Here is a 25,940-nt window from a genome sequence, read left to right as displayed (position 1 = left end):
AAAGGCTAACGGCTAAAAGCTGTCCTGGATTCAAAAAGTCCTGGGCGGTTTTTAGCTATTGTTGTTGCAGTGATTCTTTTCATAGATTCGATAGGATCTATCGGGAGAACAGTTGGAGATAGCTCCGGCATATACATACCAATGCTACACATACCAATGCACAATTATACTTAATGACTTACATCTGAGATATGTTGACTTTTATGTAGATAGAATAAAGAATTAGAAATGAAAGCGTTTGCCTATTGAGGTGAACGACTATAAGGATGAGGGAAGAGGGGTATACCGTGCATTTGAACCGGGTAATCTTGGTGGATGATGAGGTATTCACGCGCAAAGGACTACTGAAGCTGGTGGATTGGACGGCCTGCGGGTTCGAAATCGTCGAAGAGGCGGACAATGGTGAGGATGCACTGGAAATCATTGAGCGTCTACAGCCCGATGTAGTCATCACGGATATTCGTATGCCAGTGCTGGATGGGCTGGAGCTAATCAGGCGGGTCAAATCACAAGGAACGGCCAATCCCTATTTTATGATCGTAAGCGGATATGATGAATTCAATTATGCCAAGCAAGCTGTGCGTTTTGGTGTGCATGATTTCATATTGAAGCCGATCGATGAAGCCGAACTGAGCGATGCTCTTGTTCGTCTGAGCAAGCGGCTGGCAGAAGAGCGCGAGGCCCGCTATCGAACGAATCAGCTTCTGTCAGAAAGTCTGATGGAATCTCTCATTATGGGAGAGGTGGATAGTGTACTGTTGCGGGAATGGGAATCCAGACTGCAGCTGCAGTCTAGTGAGCGGCTGTATTATGTTTTTGTGGAGCTGAATGATCATGACTTCATTCGTCCTCGCGTGGAGGACAAGTCAGATGGAGAGGCGCTCAAGACGCAGGTGGAGCTGGCACTACGGGAGGTCATAGGGACCGATCATCCGTTATATCTGCATGAACATCGCAATCGGATCGGAGTTATCGTGCCTGAGCGGATGATTTCGTCGATGGATGGACATCTGCAGGCTTTTGCAGTTCAGGTGCAGCGTCTTCTGAGTGGAGAGCAGAGAAGAGTACTGCTGTACTTCAGTAAGCCTGTCCAAGGATTGGATGAGATGCAGCAAGCCTATGCCTCCGCGAAGGAAGCCTTGCAGTACAAGTATGTCTATGATGAGTGCGGTATTGTCCTCTTCGAGGACACTATCAAGTTGGAGCTGCACTATATTGGTCTGGAGGAGAGTCTGTACACGAAGCTGCTAGAGCAGATCGAGGAGCTACAATTTGAGGAGCTGGAGCAAACGATTCATGATCTGTTTCGCACATTCCAGAGCAAGCTGTACGCGCCTGAAGCGGTGAAGACCGCCATTAACCAATGTGTGCTTGGTGTTGTGCGAGTGCTGAATCGGATGGGTGGACAACAGGACCACCTAGCCAGTCTTGAAGCGATGATGATCTGGCATGACCATAATCTGTCCTTGAGAGAGCTGAAGCGGCTATTTACGACATTTGCTGTAGAGAGCGCACACTATATTGCTCAGCTTCGCCGTGAGCAGCAGAAGGGCGGTATTGGGCAGATCAGAGCCTATATCGAGACCCATTTTCATCATAATATTAGTCTCAAGAGCATCGCAGCGAAATTCTATATGAATCCAGTCTATCTCGGACAGCTGTTCAAAAAAACATATGGCATCTATTTTAATGACTTTTTACTGCAGCTACGTGTAAGTGAAGCCAAACGCCTGTTGCGTCAGACGGATCTTCGTATCTATGAGATTGCGGGGCACGTGGGTTTTGCCAATCCGGATTATTTTGTGACCCAATTCGAAAAGATGGAGCGTTCTACACCGACCGAGTATCGTACTCGCTTACTGAATGAGACTGGATTAACCCAGGCTGGGACGAGGAACAATGCTGATGAGACTAATGAGATCAATGCAACTAATGAAACTAATAAGACCAATGAGATCAATAAGACCAATGAGACCAATGAGTCTATTAATGCTAATAACGTTGCTAACGATCATCAGGCTGGTAACGCTAATGGCACCATAGATAGCAACATGGCAGGCTTCATGTGGAAGGGACAGCATGATGAAGCTTAGTTTGAATCACGTTCGCCTTCGCGATAAAATGCTCCTGATGTATTTTCTGGCTGTTTTCCTGCCCATCTTGATTACCAATCTGGTATTCTATCAGGTCACCTCCACCAGTGTTAGGGAGCAACGAATGCAGGATGTGCGGGTGGCACTGGAGCAAATGAAAAATGAGTTCAGTCGCGAGGTACAAGCTGCTACGGAGGTTTCATCTGTGTTCTACACCGATATTCAGCTGAACGAGATTGTGGATACCGTCTATGAAGACCCCGCTAACTATGTCGCAGCTTACGATTCGTATCTGCGTCGTATTCTTAACTCGGGCAGTGCGGTATACAACTCAGTTGAGAAGATTACGGTGTATGTTGATAATCCCACATTGCTGCCTTCGGGAGGAATCAACTTGATTGACTACGATGTACAGCAGGAAAGCTGGTACCAACAGGTATCACGGAACCCCTCCTCCCAGCCGGTGGTCTTGCGAACAGGCCAATTCGGGCAACTGGACAGCTTCAGTGTAGTGCGAAGAATGGACTACTTTACTTCTCAGGATCATCATGTTAAATACCTCAAGATCGACATGCAGACCAATGCCATTCGGCAGATTCTGAGCAATCTCAATATTCCCGGCAAAATCTATTTGCTAGGCAGCAGCGGCAAGGTCGAATATACAACGGACCCGAATGTAGATGTACTAAAGTCAAGTATTCCTTATATTCATATCACGCATGACGAGAAATACATCACCTTCCAGACGCAGCCCTTCAGCACGAATAATCTGAATACCTGGACCCTGATAGCTCATATTCCCGAAAATGTAGTTCTACGTGATGTCCAGCAGTCGCTCAGATTCATTGTGGTGCTTACGTGTCTGAATTTCTTGCTGCCGACATTGGTCATCCTCTGGATTAGTCAATCGCTCAATGTACGGCTAGTACGAATTCTTAAGCATATGAAGCAGGTCAAGCATCAGAATTACGCTACGATTGAAGGAGCGGAGGCGCGAGATGAGATCGGGCAGTTGACCGATGAGTTCAACCGGATGACAAGGCGGATCGAGAGCTTGATTAACGACGTATATGTGGCTGATATTCAGAAAAAGGATCTGGAGCTACAGCGGAGGCATGCCCAGTTGAATGCTCTGCAGAGCCAGATCCATCCGCATTTTCTGTTCAATACGCTGGAGACGATCCGTATGAGAAGCCTGATGAAGGATGAGGATGAGACCGCACGGATCATTCATCATCTCGCGAAGCTGCTGCGCAATTCGTTAGTGTGGAAGAAGGATATGGTCACGCTCAAGGAGGAGCTTGGCTTTGTACACTGCTTCCTTGAAATTCAATGCTACCGGTTCGGTGAGAAGATTAAATATTCGGTTGATTCCCCTGTAGAAGAAGGAGAGTGGCTAATCCCCAAGATGTCCATCGTTACATTCGTAGAGAATGCTGTCATCCACGGTATTGAGCCGCTGAAGCTTGGAGGTAGCCTTCGTGTACTTGTGAAGCGTGAGCAGGATCACCTGATTTGTATCATTCAGGATGATGGAGCCGGGATGCCACGGGAGCAGGTAGAGCGAATCCATAGCTATATGGATTCAGAAACGCAGATGGGGGAGCGAATCGGAATTCAGAATGTCATCTATCGTCTGAAGTTGTATTACGGCACAGAATTTCAATTCCAGATGGATAGCTCGCTTGGGGAGGGAACACGCATCCAGCTTTTTATTCCTTTGAAGCTTCTGTAGGCTTAATTTGGCCAGTAAGGTTCAGATCGGACCTTGGGAAAGTGGATAGCCACGTCATAGGTGCAGCTTCTATAGTTTTCTAAGTATCCTCTAAAGATTGGCGGGTAAACATGTGTCATTGGCTCCCATATAATGAAAGTGCTTTCAAAAACCAGAAGCGAAAGGGGTCGGCCCAGAGCATGTACAAGAAACTTTGGCTTGGCTGTTTGACAATGGTGATGATGGTATCCTTACTCGCTGCCTGTAGCGGAAAAGGAACCCAATCGGCAGAAGGGGATGGCGGACCGGATGACAAGGTCACCTTTACTTATTTCAACTCCGTAGCTGGTAAAGACAAAAATACTAACGAAACGACGATAGGTAAAATGCTGGAGGAGCAGACGGGTGTCAACTTTAAAATGGAGCATCTTGTGGGTGATGAGAATACGAAGATAGGTACCTTTATTGCCAGTAACGATTATCCTGACGTGATCGTACCAGGGGATTCCATTGACAAGCTGGTCAGCTCAGGCTCCTTCATTGCTCTTAACGATCTTATTGACCAGTATGGTCCGAATATCAAGCGGGTCTACGAGCCGTACTATAATCTCATGAAGGCCGAGGATGGGAACATCTATTTCCTGCCTATGAGCCCGGTCGTAGGTGAATTTATCTCCGATCCGAATGTGGAGCAGGGAGCATTCTGGATTCAGCGCCGTGTGTTGAAGGAGGCTGGCTACCCGAAGGTCAAGACGCTGGATGAGTATCTGAACCTGATTCGGGACTATGTCAAAAAGCATCCAGGCGAGGGCTTGACAGGCTACCTGGCACTGACCACACAGGATAAATTCTTTGCCTTTACGAATCCGCCAATGCATCTGGCTGGCTACCCTAACGAGGGCGATGTTCTTATTGATATGCAGACGCATCAGGCGAACGATTACTCGGATGATGACATTACGAAGCGGTATTTACAGGAACTGAACCAACTGAATATGGAAGGGCTGTTCGACAAGTCCTCCTTCGTAGACAACTATGATCAATATCTGGCGAAGCTGGCTTCTGGTAAGGTGCTTGGCTTCTTCGATTACAGATGGCAGGCCGGGCAAGCGCTGAACAATCTGCGTGAAGCCTCCAGAGCCTCTGGCAATGATGATCTGGAATATATGGCTCTGCCCATCGTATTTGACGAGAATACCAAGGATCAGTACCTAGATCCACCCTCCTTTATCAACAACCGTGGGGTTGGCATTTCGGTCAGCGCCAAGAATCCAGAGCGGATCATTAAGTTCTTCGATAATCTGCTGACGGATGAGAATCAGATTCTATCGCAGTGGGGCATCAAGGACGAGACCTATTCTGTTGATGAGAGCGGTCGCTTCTACCGCACGCCAGAACAGATTGTACAGACCAATGCTGAGGCATTCCGTGAGACCTTCGGCTTCAAATATTTTGAGTACAGCTGGCCACGGTACGGAAGCGGCTCTACGCTTCCCGATGGCAACTCCGTGGGTGCCGGGCGTCAGCCTGAGGTAGCGCAGATGTCCTATACCGAGGGCGATAAGAAGATACTGGATGCCTATGGTATCGAATCCTTCTCCCAATTGTTTGCTGCACCTGATGAGCGTCCATGGTTCCCGGCCTGGAGCATTCCTATGGTACAGGGCTCCCCGGCACAGATTTTCACCCAGAAGAAGAGCGATTTGCAGCGGAAATACTTCCCACGCCTGGTACTGGCGAATCCAGCGGATTTCGAAGGCATCTGGAATGAGTACATTGCCGAGTTCAACAAGCTGGGTGTCAAGGATTACGAGGAGTTCATTACTACAGAGATCGCAAAAAAGATCGACAGAGTGCAGGGCAAATAATCGAATGATCACAGGCCCACCGGGAACTCCCGTACGGAGGGACTTCCCGGTATATCGTGAAGATATGTCTTCAAAAGGCATGAGAGGGGCTACACCGGATTTTGGGAGAGAGAGGAGTAGAAGCTGTGAATAAGGCGAATTCATTGGAGCCTGTACAGCATCAGACCTTAGCGGAAGTAAAAGCTAGCCGAAAGGGATTTTTTCAGAAGCTGCTACAGCAGAGAACGCTCGTCTTCATGTCGATTCCTTTTTTGATATGGCTGTTCATTTTTAAGTATCTCCCCTTATGGGGCTGGACAATTGCATTTCAGGATTTCAAGCCAGCGAAGAAAATTTTTGACCAGGAATGGGTTGGCTTACAGCATTTTGTGTTTCTATTTCAGGATGAGCATTTCTTCCGGGTTATGCGCAATACGCTTGCCATGAGCTTCATTAATCTGATTCTGGGCTTCTCGACGGCAATCATTCTTGCTGTTCTGCTGAACGAGCTGCGCAACATCATGTTCAAGCGCTTCGTACAGACTGTCAGCTATCTGCCGCACTTTATCTCTTGGGTCGTCGCGGCGAGTATTATCTCAACTGCGCTATCCGCTGACGGCGGAATCGTTAATGAGCTACTCCTGTGGTCTGGGCTGATCCAGGAGCCTATTCTGTGGCTCGGCAAAGGTGAATATTTCTGGGGGATTCTAGGAGCCTCAGAGGTATGGAAGAATGTCGGCTGGAATACGATCATCTATCTAGCAGCTATGACGATGATTGATCCGGCACAATATGAGGCGGCAGAGATGGACGGGGCCGGACGTTTTCAACGCATATGGCACATCACACTTCCGGGGCTGAAGCCCGTGTTTATCATCCTGCTTATTATGAATATCGGTAATTTGCTCGAATCAGGCTTTGAGCCGCAATATTTGCTTGGAAATGGCATGAACGTAGATTATTCGGAGAACCTCGATATTTTCGTACTGAAATACGGAATTCAGATGGGGAATTTCTCGCTCTCGATTGCTGCAGGGATGTTCAAGACGATCGTCAGCTTCATCCTGCTATTCAGTGCGAATCATATCGCGAAGCGGCTTGGTGGTGAGAGGCTATTCTAACATACAAGCTCGTCTCGGTTCGAGACGGTGCTCTTCAAGAGGGCAGGTAGGCGAGCAAGCCTTGGAGAGTGACGTAAGATAGTGTAATAGTGTAATTGGCACAATAACGACGGGAGGACCGCTATGGCGAAGACATCCGCTGCACCGCGTATGCATGCCCGGTTCAAATCACCATCGGATCGGATATTCGATACGTGTAACATCGTGTTCATGACATTTTTAATCATTGTGACGTTGTATCCTTTTATTAATACACTTGCGGTATCGCTTAATGATGCAAATGACTCGGTCAAAGGCGGTATTTATCTGTGGCCGCGAGAATTCACTTGGGAGAACTACAAGTATGTCTTCAAGGAAGCGACTATCTTTCACGCTACGCTCATCTCGGTACTGCGGACGATTATTGGCACACTGACTTCCGTATTCTGCTGTGCCATGGTCGCTTATACGATCAGTCGCCCGGAGTATGTTCTGCGCAAATTTGTATCCATCGCTTTTATTTTGACCATGTATTTCAATGGAGGCCTCATTCCGAACTTTCTGCTCATTCGTGAGCTCGGTATGCTGGGGACGTTCGCCGTCTATATCATTCCAGGACTGATCGGGGTATTTAATGTCATCGTAATTCGTTCCTTCATTGAGGGCTTGCCTGAGGGCATTCTGGAGTCCGCACGTATCGACGGAGCTGGCGAGTTCAGTACGTTCATCCGAATTGTCCTGCCGCTATGTGTCCCGGTACTAGCTACAGTATCGTTGTTCACGGCTGTGTTCCAATGGAATTCCTGGTTCGATGTCTTTTTGTATAATTCCTCATACGGTGAGCTTAGCACATTGCAATACGAGCTGATGAAGATTCTACAAAATTCCAACTCCTCGCTTAATTCTGGGAATGACTATGCCAGTCAGTTCGCCAGATCTGAGAGTGGAGTCAATCAGGTCACACCGACCTCGGTTCGGGCCACAATGACCATTGTAGCAAGCGTGCCAATCATTCTCGTATATCCGTTTCTTCAGAAATATTTTGTGAAGGGCATGACGTTGGGCGGCGTCAAAGGATAGCTTGCATGCTGTCATGAGCTTATCCGCTCGAAATATACAGGTTACAGGAGGCGATCTGGATGTCGCAGTACAAGGGCCAATCGCAGTACAAGAGCCAAGTGCCGAAGCTGAAGGAGCTGTTTCAGGAGCAATTCAGACACGACTTTCTGATTGGAGCGGCAGTGAGCGCACGAACCATTCATACGCAGCGTGATCTGCTAGTGGCGCATTTCAACAGTATTACGGCTGAGAATGAAATGAAGTTCATAAGTGTGCATCCGACAGAGGACGAATATACCTTCGAGGAAGCAGATCGTATCGTCTCCTTTGCACGCGAGCATGGCATGAAGATGCGAGGCCATACGCTTGTGTGGCATAATCAGACCTCTGATTGGATGTTCGAAAGCCATAGCGGATCTAGGGTGGATCAGGAGACCTTGCTGCAGCGCATGAAATCTCACATTAGAACCGTTATGAGCAGGTACAAAAATGATATTTACGCCTGGGACGTGGTGAATGAGGTTATTGCGGATGAAGGAGACGAGTTGCTTCGTCCCTCACGTTGGCTGGAGATTGCAGGCCCCGACTTCATTGCCAAAGCGTTCGAGTACGCGCATGAGGCTGATCCAGACGCACTGTTGTTCTACAACGACTATAATGAATCCGATCCGCAGAAGAGCCGGAAGATTCATAAGCTTCTTCAATCGTTGCTAGAGCAGGGCGTGCCCATTCATGGAGTAGGGCTACAGGCACACTGGAATCTCTATGAGCCAGGTCTGGATGAAATTCGTGCAGCCATCGAAAGATATGCTTCGCTTGGTCTGCAATTGCAGATCACCGAGCTGGATATGTCCGTGTATCGCTTCGATGATCATCGTAAGGATCTCACACAACCGAGCGAAGAGATGCTGGAATTGCAGGCTCGCCGTTATGCGGACGTCTTCGAACTGCTGAAGGAGTATCGTCAGCATGTGTCCTCTGTAACCTTCTGGGGTGCAGCAGACGATTATACATGGCTGGATGATTTTCCAGTACGGGGGCGGAAGAACTGGCCGTTCCTGTTCGATGAGTCCCACCTCCCCAAGGCGGCGTTTCATCAGCTCGCAAGGTATAACCACCCCAGAGGCAGATAAATAGAGCGGTTTCGTTCTGATGCTTGTGTAGATCATAGCGCGAGGGCCTTTGTAGGCGTGCTCAGCTTGCTCGCCTCCCATCGACCACAGCTGGCGGACGAGTCCTCTGGCTGGAGAAATAGACAATAAAGCCTTTCTGCCCAAGCATATTGGAGGCAAGGAGGCTTTTTTGCGCTGCCATATTCCCTTGCTTTCGTGAATAAGGATGTTCTATTGGAAAGGAGTGCAGACGCATGTCTAGATGGATTAACAGTCTGAATACGTTGCGAAATCAGATTTTTCTTGGCTTTATGCTCGTAATGGTCATTGTACTTATATTCATCGGGATGATTGTGTACAAGCAGGTGTCCGTATTGCTCCGCAACAGTGCTGAGCGCCACATTCAGCAGACCTCCATGCAGACGATGGGCAGGTTGGAAGCGATGCTGAATCAGGTCAATACGCTGACGGCGCAGGTATCGACCAATGCTACAGTTCAGCGTCTGCTGATGCAGGAGGCGGAGGGCAGTCCTCTATCGTTCGAAAATCGTCAGCAGCTCCAGCGTGAGGTTAGCAAATATGAAGCTTATGCTACAGACATCAAGTCACTGGAGATCTATACAGGTAATTATCGTAGACTGCTTCCTCTGGATGATGGAAGTCTCGTGGACAGGCTCCCTCCTGACTGGATTCAGCAGGCTGATGCGGGGAAGGGGCAGCTAGTCTGGTTCGGTGAAGATCCGGTTGATGCCAGTGCAGTTGTAGCAGTAAGGAGAATACGTCTGGTCGAGAAATCCTTCACTCACGGTGGATATCTTTATATTCGATTAGATAAAGCCTACTTCACTTTAACGGATGCTGCGAGCAGCTTTTCTACCGTCACTAGGGAAGGGATATGGCTATATGATCAGGGAGGTCATGTGCTATCGGCGAATTCTGCCTCTGCTGCGGACGCCGCAGATGTTTTTGCAGCTGAGCAGGATCAGGGGACGTTACAGCTCGGGAAAGAGCACTATGTGGCTGTACACAACGAATTGGAGCCCACTGGCTGGAGGCTGATCATGCTGACACCGGTGAACTATACGACAGAATGGGTTCCAGTACTACGCCAGTCGATCCTGCTATCTGCGATGATTGGAGCCGTATTGTTTCTAATATTGAGCTTTATTCTGACGACCATGCTCATTCGGCCGATCCGGTATTTGATTCGAGGTATGCGGGGAATAGGCTCAGGGACGATGAATCCTATACCTCTCAGTTCACGAACGGTTGAGATTCGGGAGCTCAGTCTTTCCTATAATCAGATGGTAGATTCATTGAATGAGTTGATCCAGGTCGTCTACCAGAAGGAAATCCTCCAGAGCAGAACGGAGCTGAAGGCACTTCAGGCGCAGATCCATCCGCATTTCCTGTTCAATACGATGGAGGCGCTCTGCTGGGAGTTGGATGAACGTGGGGAGGAAGAGCTGGCCCGTATTGTCGTGGCGATGTCCGGATTGTTCCGTTACGTTATTCATCGCCGAGAGGGAGATGAGTGGGTCCAACTTCGTGAAGAACTGGAGCATGTCGAACGTTATCTGGTCATTATGAACATGCGTCTCATGCATCGTCTTTCCTGGTCCATGGAGGTAGACGAGGCGAGCCAGCGCCTGCTAATCCCGAAGCTCCTGATTCAGCCCATCGTGGAGAATGCCATCTGGCATGGTGTGGAGCAGCGTCTGGAGCCCGGACAAGTCGTCGTACGCGCTATTCCTGCTCAACGGCCGGGTCATACGCTCATCTCGGTAACGGATAATGGTCCGGGTATGAGCCGAGACAAGGTGAAGGAGCTGTATGCTAGTTTTAGCGCAGGGCACACAGAGAGTAATAAACGTAGCGGTGTTGGTCTTGCCAATGTCGAGCGGCGTCTGCGGTTATTTTTTGAGAATTGTGGACCTTGCCTACGGATAGAAAGCGAACCAGGACATGGCACGACGATATCCTTCGAAATCCCTGATCATGCTGGAGGAAGTAGAAGAGGTGAAGCGATATGAAGACAATTCTGATCGTAGATGATGAACCAAGGACACGTGAAGGGGTCAAAAAGACCATAAGCACCTGGTCCTCTGGGCGTTGCCGGATTGAGACCGCTGCCAGCGGCTTAGAGGCACTGGAATGGCTGCAGGCACAGGAAGCACAGCTGGTAGTAACCGATATCCGTATGCCTGAGCTAGGCGGGCTGGAACTGATTGAACGCATTCATCACAGGTCTCGTCCACCAGCGATTATTGTGATCTCCGGTTACTCTGAATTTGAGTTGGCCCGTCAGGCGCTCCGCTTTGGTGTTGTGGACTATTTGCTGAAGCCTTTGGATAAAGAACAGCTCGTAGGTGCGGTAGAAGCGGCATTAGCCAAAGAAGAGAATATGCAACGGGTTCTACGCATGGAGCAGTTAATTGATGTGAAGCTACTGGAGACAGCCGGACAGGAGAAGGCCTATGTGGCGAAGGTGCAGGAGGCGCTTCGATATATTGATCAGCATTTACAGGACCCCTTATCACTACGTGAGACAGCCTATGCATTACATATGAATTCAAGCTATCTGAGCGTGCTATTCAAGGAACAGACAGGACTTACGTTCAGCGAATATCTGACCCACCGACGTGTCCAGCGGGCGAGAGAATTGCTGGTAGGTACATCCATGCCAGTAGCAGAGATTGCCGAGCAGGTAGGCTACCAGACGGCTCGATATTTCGTGAAGGTGTTCCGCAGTCTGGAAGGGCTAAGCCCAGGTCAATATCGTCAAAGTCTGTCCGACCCTGATGAGCAGATCTAGTCCGTACCGAAATATTCTAATCATAGTGGCATTAATCCTAATCGTTGTTACCTTATCTCGATGGGAGCACATTGTTACAATTTTGGTGAAGCGGTTACAGTTCCCGCGATTATACATGAGAAAAGGGGTTGTATGCATGTTCAACAAAAAGTGGACGATTCTTCTCCTCATCTGGTGCCTTACTTTGATAGTAGCTGGCTGTGGTAATGCAGGTAGTGATTCTGGAGGTGAAGGCTCAGGCAGCAATGAAGGCAATCAAGTGACGGTGAACTTCATGCATTTGTGGCCAGCAGGCGTGTCCGCAGGACAGAACAAAATTGTGAATCAAATTATTGACGAGTATCAGAAGGAGCATCCGAATGTAACGATCAAGCAGGAGGTGCTCGATAATGAGCAATACAAGAACAAGCTGAAGGTGCTCTCCGCCTCAAATGAACTGCCGGATGTGGGAGTCACTTGGGCTGCTGGATTTCTGAAACCATATGTAGAAGGAGGCCTGTTCACACCAATGGATGATCTGCTCGCTGGAGAGCTGAATGGTAGGTTCGTAGCGGGCACGACAGAGGCTTATGCAGTGGATGGTAAGACGTATGCCTTGCCGTTGGAATTCAATATTGCACCTGTGTACTATAACAAAGCAATCTTTGAACAGTATGGTGTGGAGGTACCCGAGACGTATGACCAGTTCAAGAATGTAGTGAAAACGTTGGCGGATCAGGGGATGGCTCCGATTGCGCTGGGCAACAAGGATCGCTGGACAGGTTCACTGTGGTATATGTATTTGGCTGACCGGCTTGGTGGCCAGGAGACACTGGCAGGTGCCATTCAAGGAAAAAATAGCTTCAAGGACCCCACATTACTTCAGGCAGCTACTGAGGTACAGACGCTGGTGGATATGAATGCTTTTGTCAAAGGGTTTAACGGTTTGTCCAATGAAGAAGCCAAATCCGAGTTCCTCAATGGCAAGGCAGCCATGTACATGATGGGCACCTGGGAGCTGCCGAATTTTACGACGAACGAAGAGATTCCACAGCAATTCCGTGACAGTGTGGGCTTCTTCAAATTTCCGGCTGCCTCTGATGGCAAAGGTAATATCAATAGCTGGGTTGGCGGACCAGGTGTCGGGCTGTTCATCTCGGAGAACTCGAGGGTGAAGGAGGAAGCGAAGAAATTCGTTGAGTATTTCGTGAGCGAGTGGGGGGAGCAGTCTGTGACAGGTGCAGGCGTCATCCCGGCCACGAAGGTAAATACGGATACACTCGAGCTGCCTTCGCTCTACATTGAGCTATTCGAGGAAATGAATCAGGCGAGCAGCATTACATTGTTTGCAGATGTGCAGATGGAGGCCAATGCGGCTGAGACACACCTGAATATGATTCAGGCCCTATTTGGCAAGGCGGCGACCCCTGAGAAATTCTCCGAGGAGCATGATGCGGCGATGGCCAAGAGCAATTCCGGGCAGAAATAACTCGCTATTCGGTCTTTGTTCTAGACATCGTGGATATTTAACACTTGAATCGCCTGATATCAATCGCACTGCTGTGGAAATAATCAGTTCAACACTTGAGAGGTTATGATCCGACTGAGCCATCCGATCCGGCAAGTTGCCGGGTCGCGCTTGGCGGAGTAGGGTCACCATATCGACCTGCCAAGGGCCAGCACGGAGAAAGGAGTCTGAGTATATTGGATAAAGTCATGTCCAACAAGAAGATTATTACCTTGTATGTACTTCCTGCCTTACTCATCATTCTGGGAATCGTCTACATACCGATCCTCCTTACCGCATATTATGGACTGCATGATTGGAATGGGATTGGGGCTCTGACTTTTATCGGCATGGAGAATTATACAGCACTGCTCACCGACGACAAGTTCTGGGCCAGTGCATGGCACTCCCTGCTGCTCGCACTATTCTCGGCAGTAAGTCTAATCATCTATCTGGCAGTAGCCATGGTGTTGGCTTCCCGAATTAAGGGGGCCAATCTATTTCGCAAAATCTATTTGATTCCGATGCTTCTGTCCTCTGTAGCTATTGCCCAGCTCTGGCTGCGTATGTATCATCCAACGAACGGGATCGTGAACAGCCTGCTTGAGACAATGGGAATCGCGAATCCGCCAGCATGGCTGGCCGAGCCTCATCTCGTACTGTATGCGCTATTCGTACCGATTCTATGGCAATATGCGGGTTTTTATATTCTCATCTACTATGCTGGATTGAAGAATATCCCGTCCACGCTGGAGGAGGCCGCACGAATTGACGGTGCAAACTCTTTGCAGATTGCCCTGCGCATCCGGCTCCCGCTTATGCTCGAGGTCATTAAGGTGACGATCGTGCTGGCCGTCGTCGGCTCCTTGAAATATTTTGACCTCATCTATGTCATGACAGGCGGTGGGCCAAATGGAGCGAGTGAGGTGATGGCATCTTACATGTATTTGACAGCGTTCCGTGCCTATGATTTTGGATATGGAAGTGCTATTGCATTTTTCTTGTTACTGATCTGTCTCATCGTGACGTGGATCATTCGCCGGGCGACGGCGAGCAAGGAGACGATTCAGTATTCGTAGCTGTAGAAACGTGAATCTATAGCACGAAGATCTATAGCACGTAAATCTAGAGTGAGACTGTCATTATAATGGTCCACTTCAGCAATTTAATAACTAGTCAGGAGGTGTGCTACATGCGATTCGAAGCTGCGTATAAGCCGCAGACCAAGCGTACAACCTTCATTTCACGACCCCTGCGAAAGCTCGGCTATGTACTGCTATATTTAATTTTGTGCGCAGTGGTTATCTTTCAGTTGTTCCCGCTCGTGTGGCTCCTGCTGTTCTCACTGAAAAACAATCAGGAGGTATTCAATCTTCCGCCGTTGTCTCTACCTGGGGAGCTGCGCTGGGAGAATTACGGCAAGGTATGGAGCGCTGGGAATATCAGTGTATACTTTTTGAACAGTGTGTGGATTACAATAACGGCTACCTTGTTGACGGTAATACTGGGGAGTCTTGTAACCTTTGCCATTACGAGAATGAAGTGGCGGGGAAGCTCCTTCGTCCTTGGCTTATTCATGGTGGCGATGATGATTCCCGTTCATTCCACATTGATTCCCTTATTTAGCATGTTTAATCGAATTGGATTAACGGATCATCCGTTGTCGCTGATTCTGGCCTATGTGGCTTTCAATATGCCGATTACGATCCTGATTCTGCTGGGCTTCTATTACACGCTTCCCAGAGAGGTGGAGGAGGCCGCTGTGATGGATGGCTGCTCGGTACACAGGGTTTTTTTTCAGGTCGTACTGCCGATGACTGGCTCGGTGCTTGCGACGACCACGATAATTAACATGATTTATAACTGGAATGAATTCATTTTCGTGAATACCTTCATTAGCTCGGATATGCTCAAAACGCTGACAGTTGGCGTGCAGAACTTCATTGGTCAATATACGACGGATTGGGGAGCGATCGGCGCGACGTTGATGATCAGTATTCTACCTATACTTGTTATGTTTCTCTTTCTCAGTGACCGCATTGTAGAAGGAATCGCAGCTGGCTCGGTCAAAGGATAGATTCTAGCGTTACCGCTGTTATTGAGCAACTGAGATGAAAGAATGGAAGTATGGAAGAAAGGCATCCTCAGGGTTATGGCCTGACAGGATGCCTTTGCTGTATGCTCTCTAGATTACTTTACTGCCAGCATGCCTTAGTTTGCTGCCTGGATCGCACGTAGAATGACTCTCTTAGCGGATGTGAACTCACCCAATATTGGTGGTACATTGAAGCGTCTAACAATGGGTGCAAATGACGACGATGGCTCGCATTATGAGCGTGGCTTGTAAGTAAAGTAGTCAAAGTCGGCATGCAGGCCTTGACCTGATGTATCCTGGCATTGCATGCCCACAAAGGCTCCAGTAAAGAACCCGCCACCGCGAATGTAATCGTCGGACAGCTTATAGGAAGGGAAATCAATCGGTATGGCTTCCCAGGTGCTGCCGTCCAAGGAATAGGAGTATCTATAGGTATCAAGGTTCACCTCTACACGCATATATACGTATTCTGACGTTGGCGGAAGGATGATCTTCTGATCCTGCAGAGGCTGTGAAAAGCTAAGATTATCATTGACTGAAATGTCCAGAATTCGTCCCATCTCCTCATCCCATGTAATCTGACAGGCGGTCCAGTTCTCGGTGTTATAATAATTGACAAGGCCGGCTGCTTGTTGAAAAGTTGTGGGCTCAAAGCGCAGCTTCGTCTCTGCCGTGAAGTGAAAATGCTGCCAGCGTCTCGCGACAAATGCCTGTGTAAAACGTGAGGTCAGGGATTCTCTGCCATACAGACGCAGATGCCCAGGATTGTCTGTTAAGGATACAATGTCATTGCCCAGAGGAATGCGTAAGGTCTGGAAATGAAGATTCAGCTGACTGTTGTCAAAATCATCCTTCTCCGCAATATCAGGCTCCCAGGGAGCATCAGGGATGTTAGGTCCTTCAATGTGCAACGATGGTGCATGGCCTCCAACAACATAGGGCCAATCCTCTTTCCATTCTAGCCGTTGAATGGCAGTCTCTCTCCCCAGTGGACAATAGCCGCGAGGATCTAATAGGGGTTCATTCTCTCTCGGCAACGGTCTTCCAGTGAGATGCACAAGAAACCACTCATCTGTATGCGTTTTCACAATCGAGGAGTGTCCGGCTTTTTGCAAAGGGTTACGCGGTGCTCCGAAGGAGGATAGCAGCGGATTGTGTGGATGTACCTCGTAAGGACCGTGTATATTTTTGGACCGGGCAATCGTGGACTGATGGTGATACCTTGTGCCACCCTCTGCGGTTAGCAAGTAATAGTAATTTCCGATTTTGTACAGATGTGGAGCCTCGGTTAGCTTGATGTCAGTGCCCTTGAATATGATTTCCTTCGGCCCGATCAGCTTGCCCTCGGATGCGCTATATTCCTGCAATACAATGCCATAGAAGGAGTGCTGCTCTGCACGATGGTCCCACACCATGTTGACGAAATAGGTTCTGCCGTCCTCATCATGAAATAACGAGGGGTCAAACCCAGAGCTGTTCATATGAATAGGCTCGCTCCACTCGCCGTCGATCGTCTCACAAGTAACCAGATAGTTGTGGCAGTCCTTCCAGGGGCCCTCTGTTACTTTGACATCTGTGTAGATGAGCCAGAATTGATTATCTCTGTAGGATAGCTGTGGAGCCCAGACACCGCCTGAATCGGGGTTGCCGGTCATATTCAGCTGACTTAATCGGGATAGAGGCCGTGAGACAAGGCGCCAATGCTTCAGATCCTTGGAGTGATAGATTCCTACACCTGGGAACCATTCGAAGGTAGACACTGCAATGTAGTAATCGTCGCCAGCCCTGCAAATGCTGGGATCAGGGTTGAAGCCGGTCAGGATTGGATTTTGAATGCTAGCCATAGATTATACACTCCTTGTTATGAAATAAATAAGACGTATAATTTACCCATTCTGTAACTTTAAAAGAATAGGTCGGTAATGTTATCATAGCAATGAGAGTCCACGCTATATATATCCATAGCGGGTTCATGTTTATCCAAAACGATCAAGGTGGTTCAGAAGATAACTGTACCGGAGGGGTCAAGGGAAATGGGACAGATCAATGAAAGATATACAAGATCAGAACGTATGCTGCCGGACATGGATTCCACATTTCGCGTGTTTGGGGCCCATATACGAACAGTAGAGAAGCAATGGACATACGAAAGTCACAGACACCCGCTGTTCGAGGTTAACCTGGTACTGTCGGGAATGCAGGAGAGCGTTGTGAATCGTCAAAGGTATGTACAAGGGCCTGGGGATTTGCTGCTGCTTCGGCCCGATGATGAGCACGAGAGTCGTGTCGCTGAGGGGCATGATATGACTTACTATTGTCTTCATTTTGATGTAGATGATGTATCCTTTCGTGAATTGCTCAACCGCAATCCTCATTGCTTCCATGCAGCCTCGAGTGAGCTTGCTACAGCAATTCGCCCTGCGCTGGACAAGCTGATCGAACTGACACAAGTTGCCCCTACGCCTAGCCTGGAGGTGCGCATGAACGTGTTGTCTGCTCTCTTTGAACTGTTTGCTGCGCTTAGCGGCTCGCTCTCTGTGCAGGCGATTGGGGCAGGGCATATACGCATGACACAAGCTGCAGCACGTGTTGCGGAGCGAATCGAACGATCCGTCGAGGATCATACGTCCGTTAACGGTGCATACCGCGAGACAGAGACCATTACACGGATTGCTTCCGAGGTTGGCTACAGTACGTCCGCAATTAATCGAATGTTCAATCGTGTGTACGGACTATCTCCACGGCAGTACATGACTATGCTGATGCTCAAGAAGTCCAAGCTGCTCCTAATGGACCCGGAGCTCACCGTGGAGCAAGTGTCGCGTAGGCTGGGCTATCAGAGCATTGCCCATTTCAGCCGCCAGTTCAAGCGCTGGACGAGTGAATCACCCAGTAGCTTCCGTGGGAGGTTCCAGGAGACTGCACGGGAGGGAAATCGCCCAAATGCTGGGGGGAAGCGTCTTTGACATGCATTTCGGGCGTGTATTATACTGAATAGCGGATAGCATGATACTTCTTCAGAATAGTAGAGGTAGCTTTCTGTACATAATTAGAAATTAGATGAAAGAATATAGGGGAGAGTGTATTGTGAATTTACCCAACAAAATTACATTGGCGCGCATAGGCCTCATTCCGGTAATGATGGTATGCCTTCTTGTGGATTTTGAATTTTACCCGGACCCGATTCGCTGGGGAACATTTCATCTTCCATTTAATCAGTTGATGGCAGCCCTAATCTTCATTATTGCGGCTAGCACGGATGGCATTGATGGCTACCTGGCTCGCAAGCATAACATGGTGACTAATCTGGGCAAACTGCTGGATCCGCTCGCTGATAAGCTGCTGGTTACAGCCATTTTCATCTCGCTGGTTGAGCTGGGGAAGATGGATTCTTGGATTGCAGTCATTATTATCAGCCGCGAATTCGCTGTAACGGGCTTGCGCCAGATTGCTTTGCTGGATGGCTCTGTCGTAGCAGCCAGCAACTGGGGTAAATTGAAGACAATCATACAGATCGTAGCCATTGTCGCCCTGCTAATTAACAACTTCCCTTTTATATTTTTCGGTATCCCGTTCGATCAGATTGCGGTGTGGGCTGCAGCGATCGTGACATTGTATTCGGGCTATGACTATTTCGCGAAGAACATGCATTTAATCCGTTCTTCCAATGTGTAGACGGTGTATGAATGACTCGGGCGATCCCGGGTCATTCTGCTCCTTATAGCTGAAGACTGAACTGTAAGTTATAGCTTCATTCGTAAGTGTGTCAATCCTGATAAGTAGGCGTTAAATAAATTGCAATAGGGCGCTACCTATTGCTTTTTCATTTCAGATGGTGCAGTGATCCATGTATTGTACCTAGTAATCGCATAATTAGGGCAAGAACTAACGGAGGGCGAGAATATGAGAGCAGAAATCATTGCAGTAGGTACGGAGCTGCTGCTCGGTCAAATTGTGAACACGAATGCGCAGTATTTGTCACAGGAGCTGGCAGCAATCGGAATTGATGTGTATTTCCAGACCGTAGTAGGCGATAATATGAGCCGCTTGCAGGAGGCCATTCGCCTTGCTAGTGGACGGGCTGATGTGGTGCTGTTGACTGGCGGTCTGGGCCCGACGCAGGACGATCTGACCAAGGATGCGCTGGCTGCTGTGCTTGGACGGGAGCTTCATGAGGATCGACTGTCGATGGACAAGATTGAAGGCTTCTTCCGTAATCGTGGTGTCGAGATGACTGACAATAACCGCCGTCAGGCACTTACCTTGGGAGGAGCGACGCCTCTGGCGAATGAGACAGGACTTGCTGTGGGGAATGGCCTGGAGCAGGATGGAAAGTATTATATAGTACTGCCTGGACCTCCCAAAGAGTTGATTCCCATGTTCGAGACGGAAGCGCGTCCTTGGCTGATGCAGCATGCATTGCAGGGTGAGCAGTTGGCCCTGTACTCCAAAATGCTCAAGTTCGCTGGTATTGGTGAGTCGGCACTAGAGACCAAGCTACTTGATCTCATTGACAGTCAGACGGACCCTACAATTGCTCCCTATGCCAAGGAGGGAGAGGTGACAATTCGCCTATCCACCAAGGCTTCAAGCGAAAGTGAGGCTATGGTCCGGTTGAGCTCGACTGAGGTACAGATTCAGCAGCGCTTGGCTGAGCATCTGTATGCGAGTGAGGATGTACCGCTGGAGAAGACACTGGTCGACTGGATGATCAGAGAGGGCTTGACGTTGAGTGCAGCAGAGAGCTGCACTGGCGGGATGCTGATGGAGCATATTACCTCTGTACCAGGGAGCGGCTCTGTCCTGAAGGGTGGCATAGTATGCTACTCCAATGAGATGAAGGAGAAGCTCCTGAACGTGCCGCATCATTATCTGGAGGGTGAGAACAGTCCTGGAGCAGTCAGCCGAGAGGTGGCCCAGGTACTGGCTGAGCAAGTCCGGATGATTACGGATAGTGATTATGGCTTGTCGATTACCGGTGTCGCTGGACCGGCATTTTCCGAGAATAAGCCAGTAGGTCTGGTGTATATTGCCATTGCACAGCGAGAACAGGAAACGCAGATCTATGAGTTGAGGCTGAACGGTAACCGGGAGACGATTCGTCTGCGGTCGGTGAAGTCCATTCTATATCGACTCTGGAGATGCCTGGTGGCGAATCAGGGGGCATGAGTGGTCTCTGATATGCTGTCTGATCCCATATTCAGAGTAGCAACTGCTTGTGACATTAGCGGCAGCTGGGCGCGAGAGCTGGGGGTAGGTGACCTATTTTGCCAGTGCTGGGCCGTTGTTTTGGAGGCAGGACAATGCTATAATGGAGAAAGACGGAAGAACCGTGGTCAAATGGCCGACGGTTCTTTTGCTGTTTTGGGACGTAAAAAAACGAATGTATGTTCGAAAAAATGCTTGGCAAACGTCTCCAAACGAGGTATGATGTATGTATAAATAGAGCGTTGGGCTGAGTGAAGTCACGAGGCAAACGCTGACCATGAAGGATGTGAGCTAATTGTCAGATCGTCGTGCTGCGCTGGATATGGCGCTCCGTCAGATAGAAAAGCAATTTGGTAAAGGTTCAATCATGAAGCTCGGAGAATCTACCCACATGCAGGTGGAAACTGTTCCCAGTGGATCGATTGCATTAGATATCGCTCTGGGAACTGGCGGGTTCCCAAGAGGACGGATTATTGAAATATATGGACCAGAATCTTCAGGTAAGACGACGGTTGCGCTTCATGCGATTGCTGAGGTACAGAGAACGGGCGGACAAGCTGCTTTTATTGATGCAGAGCATGCACTTGACCCTTCATATGCTAGCAAGCTGGGCGTGAACATTGATGAGTTGCTGTTGTCCCAACCCGACACTGGTGAGCAGGCACTGGAAATTGCTGAAGCACTGGTGCGCAGTGGAGCTGTAGATATCATTGTTGTAGACTCCGTTGCTGCACTCGTTCCAAAGGCTGAAATTGAAGGGGAGATGGGAGACTCTCACGTGGGTCTTCAGGCCCGTCTGATGTCCCAAGCGCTACGTAAGTTGTCTGGTGCTATCAACAAGTCCAAGACCATTGCGATCTTCATTAACCAGTTGCGTGAGAAGGTAGGCGTTATGTTCGGTAATCCGGAGACAACTCCAGGTGGACGTGCCTTGAAGTTCTACTCGACTGTACGTCTAGATGTGCGTCGTATTGAGAGCTTGAAAATGGGTAATGACATCGTGGGTAACCGTACTCGTATTAAAGTAGTAAAGAACAAGGTTGCTCCCCCTTTCAAGCAAGCTGAGGTAGATATTATGTATGGAGAAGGGATCTCCAAGGAAGGCAGCTTGATTGACATGGGCACGGAGCATGACATTGTCGACAAGAGCGGTGCCTGGTACTCGTACGAAGGCGAGCGTCTTGGACAAGGCCGTGAGAATGCGAAACAGTTCTTGAAAGAGAACCCTGCTATCGCAGATACCATTGAGCAAAAGATCCGCGCAGTGAGCAATCTGGTCACAACCATTGCACCTCCTTCCGCAGAGCAGGCTGCTCAGGAAGCGAAGGAAGAGCAGGAACTGCTGGAGCTTGAATAGTATTTCTCTGTACTACCTAAGCACTGTCTAGTATTATTCAGGTACCAAAGAACTTAAATGAATCTTAATATGATGATCATTATGCCCTGCACGATATTGCAGGGCATTATTTTATCTGTAGACTGCTTTTCTGGCAAAGTAGGGGAACGGATGGAAGTGAGGAGCTTGATTCATGAATTGGAAGAGAACCAACCGATATGGGACGGGACGAAATCCTGGCAGAAATAACGATACCAGCAAGGACGAAATGGAAGGTGACGAGCTCAAGGGACTGGAAGCGAGTGACAGCTCTACGCCAACCACGAACTTAATCGGTATATCCTACTTGCCTGAAGGAGTGACATTGGAGATCACCCGTGTAGAGCCTGGCAAACGGCGGGATCGGGGACGATACATGATCCATTTTGGTCAGCATATCCTGTCTGTACTGGAAGATGTCATGATCAAATACCGTATGACCAAGGGCGCTACATTCACCAAGGCCGATCTGGAGGAAATTGTACTCGCCGATGAGAAGCAGCAGGCCTACATTCATGCACTTCGGACACTGGCACACAAGCCTCGAACTCAAATGGAGATCACCCAACGTTTGCTGCAAAAGGATATTGCTCCCGACATCATTGAAGAGATCCTGATACGGCTTGGCAACGAAAAGCTGATTGATGATGAGCTATATGCCAGACAGTGGGTGCGGCAACGCATTTCGCAGCAGTACAAAGGCAAGCTATGGGTGCGGCAGGAGCTGCAGCAAAAGGGAATTGCGAAGCACACCATTGCAGAGGCGTTAGCCGAGGTCGAGGATGAGCTGGAGCTGGACAGTGCTGTTGCAGCCGGTATGAAGAAATGGAAGCAGACTCGTGGTGACTTGCGGGACAGAAGGAACAAGACGTATGCTTATCTACTGCGGCGTGGGTTTTCCGGTGAAATGGTGAGGGGAGTGCTCAAGCAAATATTGGAGCATGAAGAAGCCAGCCTTGATGAGGATGAGTATGATGGAGTATGACGAGTCTATGCTTTTGGCTGAGTCTATAAATCATTGACATGTGATTCAATATGTCATTCTCTTGACAATGACAATTGCCAAATAATAAAATGGACATGAATCTGTACTGCCAGATGATCGCTTTTTCCTTCCAAAAAAGTGTCACGACGGTCTGATTCACTGCTATTCATAAGTGATGCCGCTGGAGCGGTCCTGTACAAGTGGACATCTGTACACGTGTACATCTGAAATGAAACGGCATGCCGCCGTTATTCTTGCTTAATGATTGATGAGCAAAACTGACAACTGCAAATCCCAAGGAATGCCTTGGAGGAACCAACGAGGAGGTGAACAGTATGGATCCTACTACGATCTTGTCGATCATTCTCGTTGTAGCCGCATTATTCTTTGGGTTCGTGATCGGTTATTTTATTCGGAAATCTCTTGCAGAAGCTAAGATTTCCAGTGCAGAACACGCTGCCGCTCAAATTGTAGAAAACGCTAAAAAAGAGGCAGAGGCACTGAAAAAAGAAACGGTACTGGAAGCGAAGGACGAAGTCCACCGCATCCGTAACGAGGCTGAAAAAGAAACTCGTGAACGTCGGAATGAAATTCAACGGCAGGAACGACGATTGCTGCAAAAGGAAGAGTCACTGGATAAAAAAATAGAATCGCTGGAACGTAAAGAAGAACAAGTGGCTAACAAAGAGAAACGAATTGATGAAACCCAGCAACAAATTGAATCGATCTACAAGAGTCAGGTTACGGAACTGGAGCGTATCTCCAATCTGACTATGGAAGATGCAAGAAGTATTATCCTCTCTAATGTAGAGCAGGAGGTTCGACACGAGACGGCTCAGATGATCAAGGATATCGAGCAACAAGCGAAGGAGGAAGCGGATAAGAAATCCCGTGAAATCATTACGCTAGCGATCCAACGCTGTGCCGCCGATCACGTGGCTGAGACTACGGTATCTGTAGTAACTCTGCCTAACGAGGAAATGAAGGGCCGGATTATTGGACGTGAAGGTCGTAATATCCGTGCACTGGAGACCCTGACAGGGATTGATCTCATTATCGATGATACACCGGAAGCTGTTATCTTGTCCGGCTTCGATCCGATCCGTCGTGAAATCGCTCGTACTGCTCTAGAGAAGCTAGTGGCAGATGGCCGAATTCACCCAGCACGGATTGAAGAGATGGTAGAGAAATCCCGTCGCGAAGTAGATGAGCGTATCCGTGAATATGGAGAGCAAGCTACCTTTGAAGTGGGCGTACACGGTCTGCACCCGGATCTCATCAAGATACTGGGTCGACTCAAATTCCGTACCAGCTATGGTCAAAATGTACTGAAGCATTCCATGGAAGTTGCTTATCTGGCTGGACTCATGGCTGGAGAACTGGGTGAAGATGTAGTTTTGGCACGGCGCGCAGGCTTGCTGCATGACATTGGTAAAGCGCTGGATCATGAAGTGGAAGGATCACACGTCGAAATTGGCGTGGAGCTGGCGAAGAAATACAAGGAGCATCCTGTTGTCATTAACAGTATTGCTTCTCACCACGGCGATTGCGAGGCGACCTCTGTAATTGCAATGCTGGTAGGAGCTGCAGATGCATTATCAGCAGCTAGACCAGGAGCTCGCAGAGAGACGCTGGAGACTTACATCAAGCGTCTGGAAAAGCTGGAAGCGATATCGGAATCCTTCGAGGGTGTAGAGAAATCCTATGCGATTCAAGCCGGACGCGAAATTCGCGTCATGGTGCAGCCTGAGAAGATCGATGATGCAGATGCTTTCCGCTTGGCACGCGATATTACGAAAACGATCGAGAACGAGCTTGATTATCCTGGACACATCAAGGTAACTGTCATTAGGGAGACGCGAGCTGTCGAGTATGCGAAGTAGATGTACCGCTTAGGTATATCGGTTGTGCATACACAATAGAATGATCAATGAAAAGTGGCCACCTGCGAAGGGGCCATTTTTCATTCAGTTTATAGAATGCTGTAAGACTTAAGAAAGCAAAGGAGCCATTTGGCAACCCAGTTAATCACTCAATATCATGATATGGCTTGACCCGATGTACAAACGAGCAGCCTTTTTGTAATATCGGGTAGAGTGTATTATGCTAAAGGTAGAGCACGGTAATTTAGGAGGAATTCATATCAAGGTTTTATTTATTGGCGATATTGTCGGGAGTGTCGGCAGAAAAGCTATACAGCACAATCTGCCAGAGCTCAAGCGTAAGCATAACCCCCACATCATCATTGCAAATGGAGAAAATGCAGCTTCGGGTAGAGGAATTACGGCTGCGATCGTAAAAGACCTGCTTGATCTGGGCGTGCATGGCATTACAATGGGGAATCATACGTGGGATAACAAAGAAATTTTCGATTTCATTGATGATGAGCCGCGTATGATTCGCCCAGCGAATTTTCCGCCAGATACTCCGGGACGTGGACATACCATCATCAAGGCGAACGGTAAGGAGCTGGGTATCGTCAACTTGCAAGGGAGAACCTTTCTCCCCCCGATCGATTGTCCATTCCGGGCTGCGGATGATATTGTAGACAGCATGCGCAAGAAGGTGAAGCATATTCTGGTGGACTTCCATGCAGAAGCAACCTCCGAGAAGATCGCTATGGGCTGGCACTTGGACGGTAGAGCCTCTATCGTCGTTGGAACTCATACCCATGTTCAGAGTAATGATGACATCATTCTGCCGCAAGGCACGGCTTACATGACGGATGTAGGCATGGTAGGACCGCGGGAAGGCATACTCGGTATGGAACGAGAGGCTGTCCTGCGGAAGTTCAAGACGCAGCTTCCTGTTCGGTTCCAGGTGGATACGGGCAAGTGGCACTTCCATGCGGTTGTCGTCGAGCTGAATGATCAGACGGGCCGGGCAGAACGAATCCAGAAGATTCGCCTGCGTGAGGACGAATGGACAATGGAGTAAGCTTCAATTGTTGAGATTTGAAATAATAATATTACCAAAAAGCAGGAATTTTTTGCCCATCCTCGAATAACATCTACTAGTGGAGAATCAAGCCATTACTTATTCCCAGGGGAG

Annotated in this window: 19 protein-coding genes; 18 read left to right on the top strand and 1 reads right to left on the bottom strand. The window is 48.7% G+C overall.

The genetic code is table 11. The features are described 5' to 3' along the window. The first annotated feature begins 287 nt into the window (after nt 1-287). The 11 genes from K331_RS0104350 to K331_RS0104300 all read left to right on the top strand — a co-directional run bounded on the left by K331_RS0104350 (nt 288) and on the right by K331_RS0104300 (nt 15,303). Nucleotides 288-2,093 (top strand): response regulator, encoded by a 1,806-nt coding sequence (locus tag K331_RS0104350; RefSeq protein WP_028589343.1) that lies wholly within the window; start codon nt 288-290, stop codon nt 2,091-2,093. Further along, entirely contained in the window at nt 2,083-3,828 is a 1,746-nt protein-coding gene (locus K331_RS0104345; protein WP_028589342.1) for a sensor histidine kinase, read from the top strand. Before K331_RS0104350 ends, K331_RS0104345 begins: the two co-directional genes overlap by 11 nt. 179 nt (nt 3,829-4,007) lie before the next feature. Continuing rightward, nucleotides 4,008-5,675: an ABC transporter substrate-binding protein gene (locus K331_RS0104340; RefSeq protein ID WP_028589341.1), complete on the top strand. Its 1,668-nt coding sequence runs from the start codon at nt 4,008-4,010 to the stop codon at nt 5,673-5,675. 125 nt (nt 5,676-5,800) lie between these two features. Then, nucleotides 5,801-6,775, top strand: coding sequence for an ABC transporter permease (locus tag K331_RS0104335; RefSeq protein ID WP_028589340.1), 975 nt, complete (start codon nt 5,801-5,803; stop codon nt 6,773-6,775). 123 nt (nt 6,776-6,898) lie between these two features. Continuing rightward, nucleotides 6,899-7,834: a carbohydrate ABC transporter permease gene (locus K331_RS0104330; protein ID WP_028589339.1), complete on the top strand. Its 936-nt coding sequence runs from the start codon at nt 6,899-6,901 to the stop codon at nt 7,832-7,834. A 59-nt stretch (nt 7,835-7,893) separates the two neighbouring features. After that, nucleotides 7,894-8,946: an endo-1,4-beta-xylanase gene (locus K331_RS0104325; protein WP_051289612.1), complete on the top strand. Its 1,053-nt coding sequence runs from the start codon at nt 7,894-7,896 to the stop codon at nt 8,944-8,946. Between the two features lie 233 nt (nt 8,947-9,179). Beyond that, a complete protein-coding gene (locus K331_RS0104320; RefSeq protein ID WP_028589337.1) occupies nt 9,180-10,958 on the top strand; it encodes a sensor histidine kinase in 1,779 nt (592 codons plus the stop codon). Continuing rightward, the gene (locus K331_RS0104315) at nt 10,955-11,740 is read left to right on the top strand and encodes a response regulator transcription factor (protein WP_028589336.1); all 786 of its coding nucleotides are present in this window, start codon (nt 10,955-10,957) and stop codon (nt 11,738-11,740) included. Before K331_RS0104320 ends, K331_RS0104315 begins: the two co-directional genes overlap by 4 nt. A 136-nt stretch (nt 11,741-11,876) precedes the next feature. Next, entirely contained in the window at nt 11,877-13,208 is a 1,332-nt protein-coding gene (locus K331_RS0104310; protein WP_028589335.1) for an extracellular solute-binding protein, read from the top strand. A 215-nt stretch (nt 13,209-13,423) separates the two neighbouring features. Next, nucleotides 13,424-14,305, top strand: a complete 882-nt coding sequence (locus K331_RS0104305; RefSeq protein WP_028589334.1) for a carbohydrate ABC transporter permease — start codon at nt 13,424-13,426, stop codon at nt 14,303-14,305. Between the two features lie 113 nt (nt 14,306-14,418). After that, complete coding sequence (locus K331_RS0104300) at nt 14,419-15,303, top strand: carbohydrate ABC transporter permease (RefSeq protein ID WP_028589333.1); 885 nt, start codon at nt 14,419-14,421, stop codon at nt 15,301-15,303. Between the two features lie 251 nt (nt 15,304-15,554). On the opposite strand, the gene K331_RS0104295 is transcribed toward K331_RS0104300, so the two are convergent. Then, nucleotides 15,555-17,165 (bottom strand): glycoside hydrolase family 43 protein, encoded by a 1,611-nt coding sequence (locus tag K331_RS0104295; protein ID WP_028589332.1) that lies wholly within the window; start codon nt 17,163-17,165, stop codon nt 15,555-15,557. A gap of 189 nt (nt 17,166-17,354) precedes the next feature. Between K331_RS0104295 and K331_RS0104290 the strand changes: the two genes are divergently transcribed. The 7 genes from K331_RS0104290 (at nt 17,355) to K331_RS0104255 (ending at nt 25,826) form a co-directional block, all read left to right on the top strand. Next, nucleotides 17,355-18,287, top strand: a complete 933-nt coding sequence (locus tag K331_RS0104290; RefSeq protein ID WP_028589331.1) for an AraC family transcriptional regulator — start codon at nt 17,355-17,357, stop codon at nt 18,285-18,287. Nucleotides 18,288-18,408: 121 nt separating this feature from the next. Continuing rightward, nucleotides 18,409-18,996 carry a CDP-diacylglycerol--glycerol-3-phosphate 3-phosphatidyltransferase gene (pgsA, locus tag K331_RS0104285; RefSeq protein ID WP_028589330.1) on the top strand — a complete coding sequence of 196 codons (588 nt, stop codon included), beginning with the start codon at nt 18,409-18,411 and terminating at the stop codon, nt 18,994-18,996. Nucleotides 18,997-19,224: 228 nt separating this feature from the next. After that, entirely contained in the window at nt 19,225-20,490 is a 1,266-nt protein-coding gene (locus tag K331_RS0104280) for a competence/damage-inducible protein A (protein ID WP_028589329.1), read from the top strand. A 334-nt stretch (nt 20,491-20,824) separates the two neighbouring features. Beyond that, on the top strand, nt 20,825-21,886 hold the full coding sequence (gene recA, locus K331_RS0104270) for a recombinase RecA (protein ID WP_028589327.1): 1,062 nt from the start codon (nt 20,825-20,827) through the stop codon (nt 21,884-21,886). Nucleotides 21,887-22,058: 172 nt separating this feature from the next. Further along, nucleotides 22,059-22,889: a regulatory protein RecX gene (locus tag K331_RS0104265; protein ID WP_028589326.1), complete on the top strand. Its 831-nt coding sequence runs from the start codon at nt 22,059-22,061 to the stop codon at nt 22,887-22,889. A 335-nt stretch (nt 22,890-23,224) separates the two neighbouring features. Then, on the top strand, nt 23,225-24,772 hold the full coding sequence (rny, locus tag K331_RS0104260; RefSeq protein ID WP_018883313.1) for a ribonuclease Y: 1,548 nt from the start codon (nt 23,225-23,227) through the stop codon (nt 24,770-24,772). Nucleotides 24,773-24,992: 220 nt separating this feature from the next. Further along, nucleotides 24,993-25,826, top strand: coding sequence for a TIGR00282 family metallophosphoesterase (locus K331_RS0104255; RefSeq protein ID WP_318842582.1), 834 nt, complete (start codon nt 24,993-24,995; stop codon nt 25,824-25,826). Nucleotides 25,827-25,940: the final 114 nt, after the last annotated feature.

The organism is Paenibacillus massiliensis subsp. panacisoli DSM 21345 (genome assembly GCF_000426545.1).
GTDB lineage: Bacteria > Bacillota > Bacilli > Paenibacillales > Paenibacillaceae > Paenibacillus > Paenibacillus panacisoli.
The sequence above is the reverse complement of the archived record's forward strand: the minus strand, read 5'-3'. Positions and strand labels throughout refer to the sequence as shown.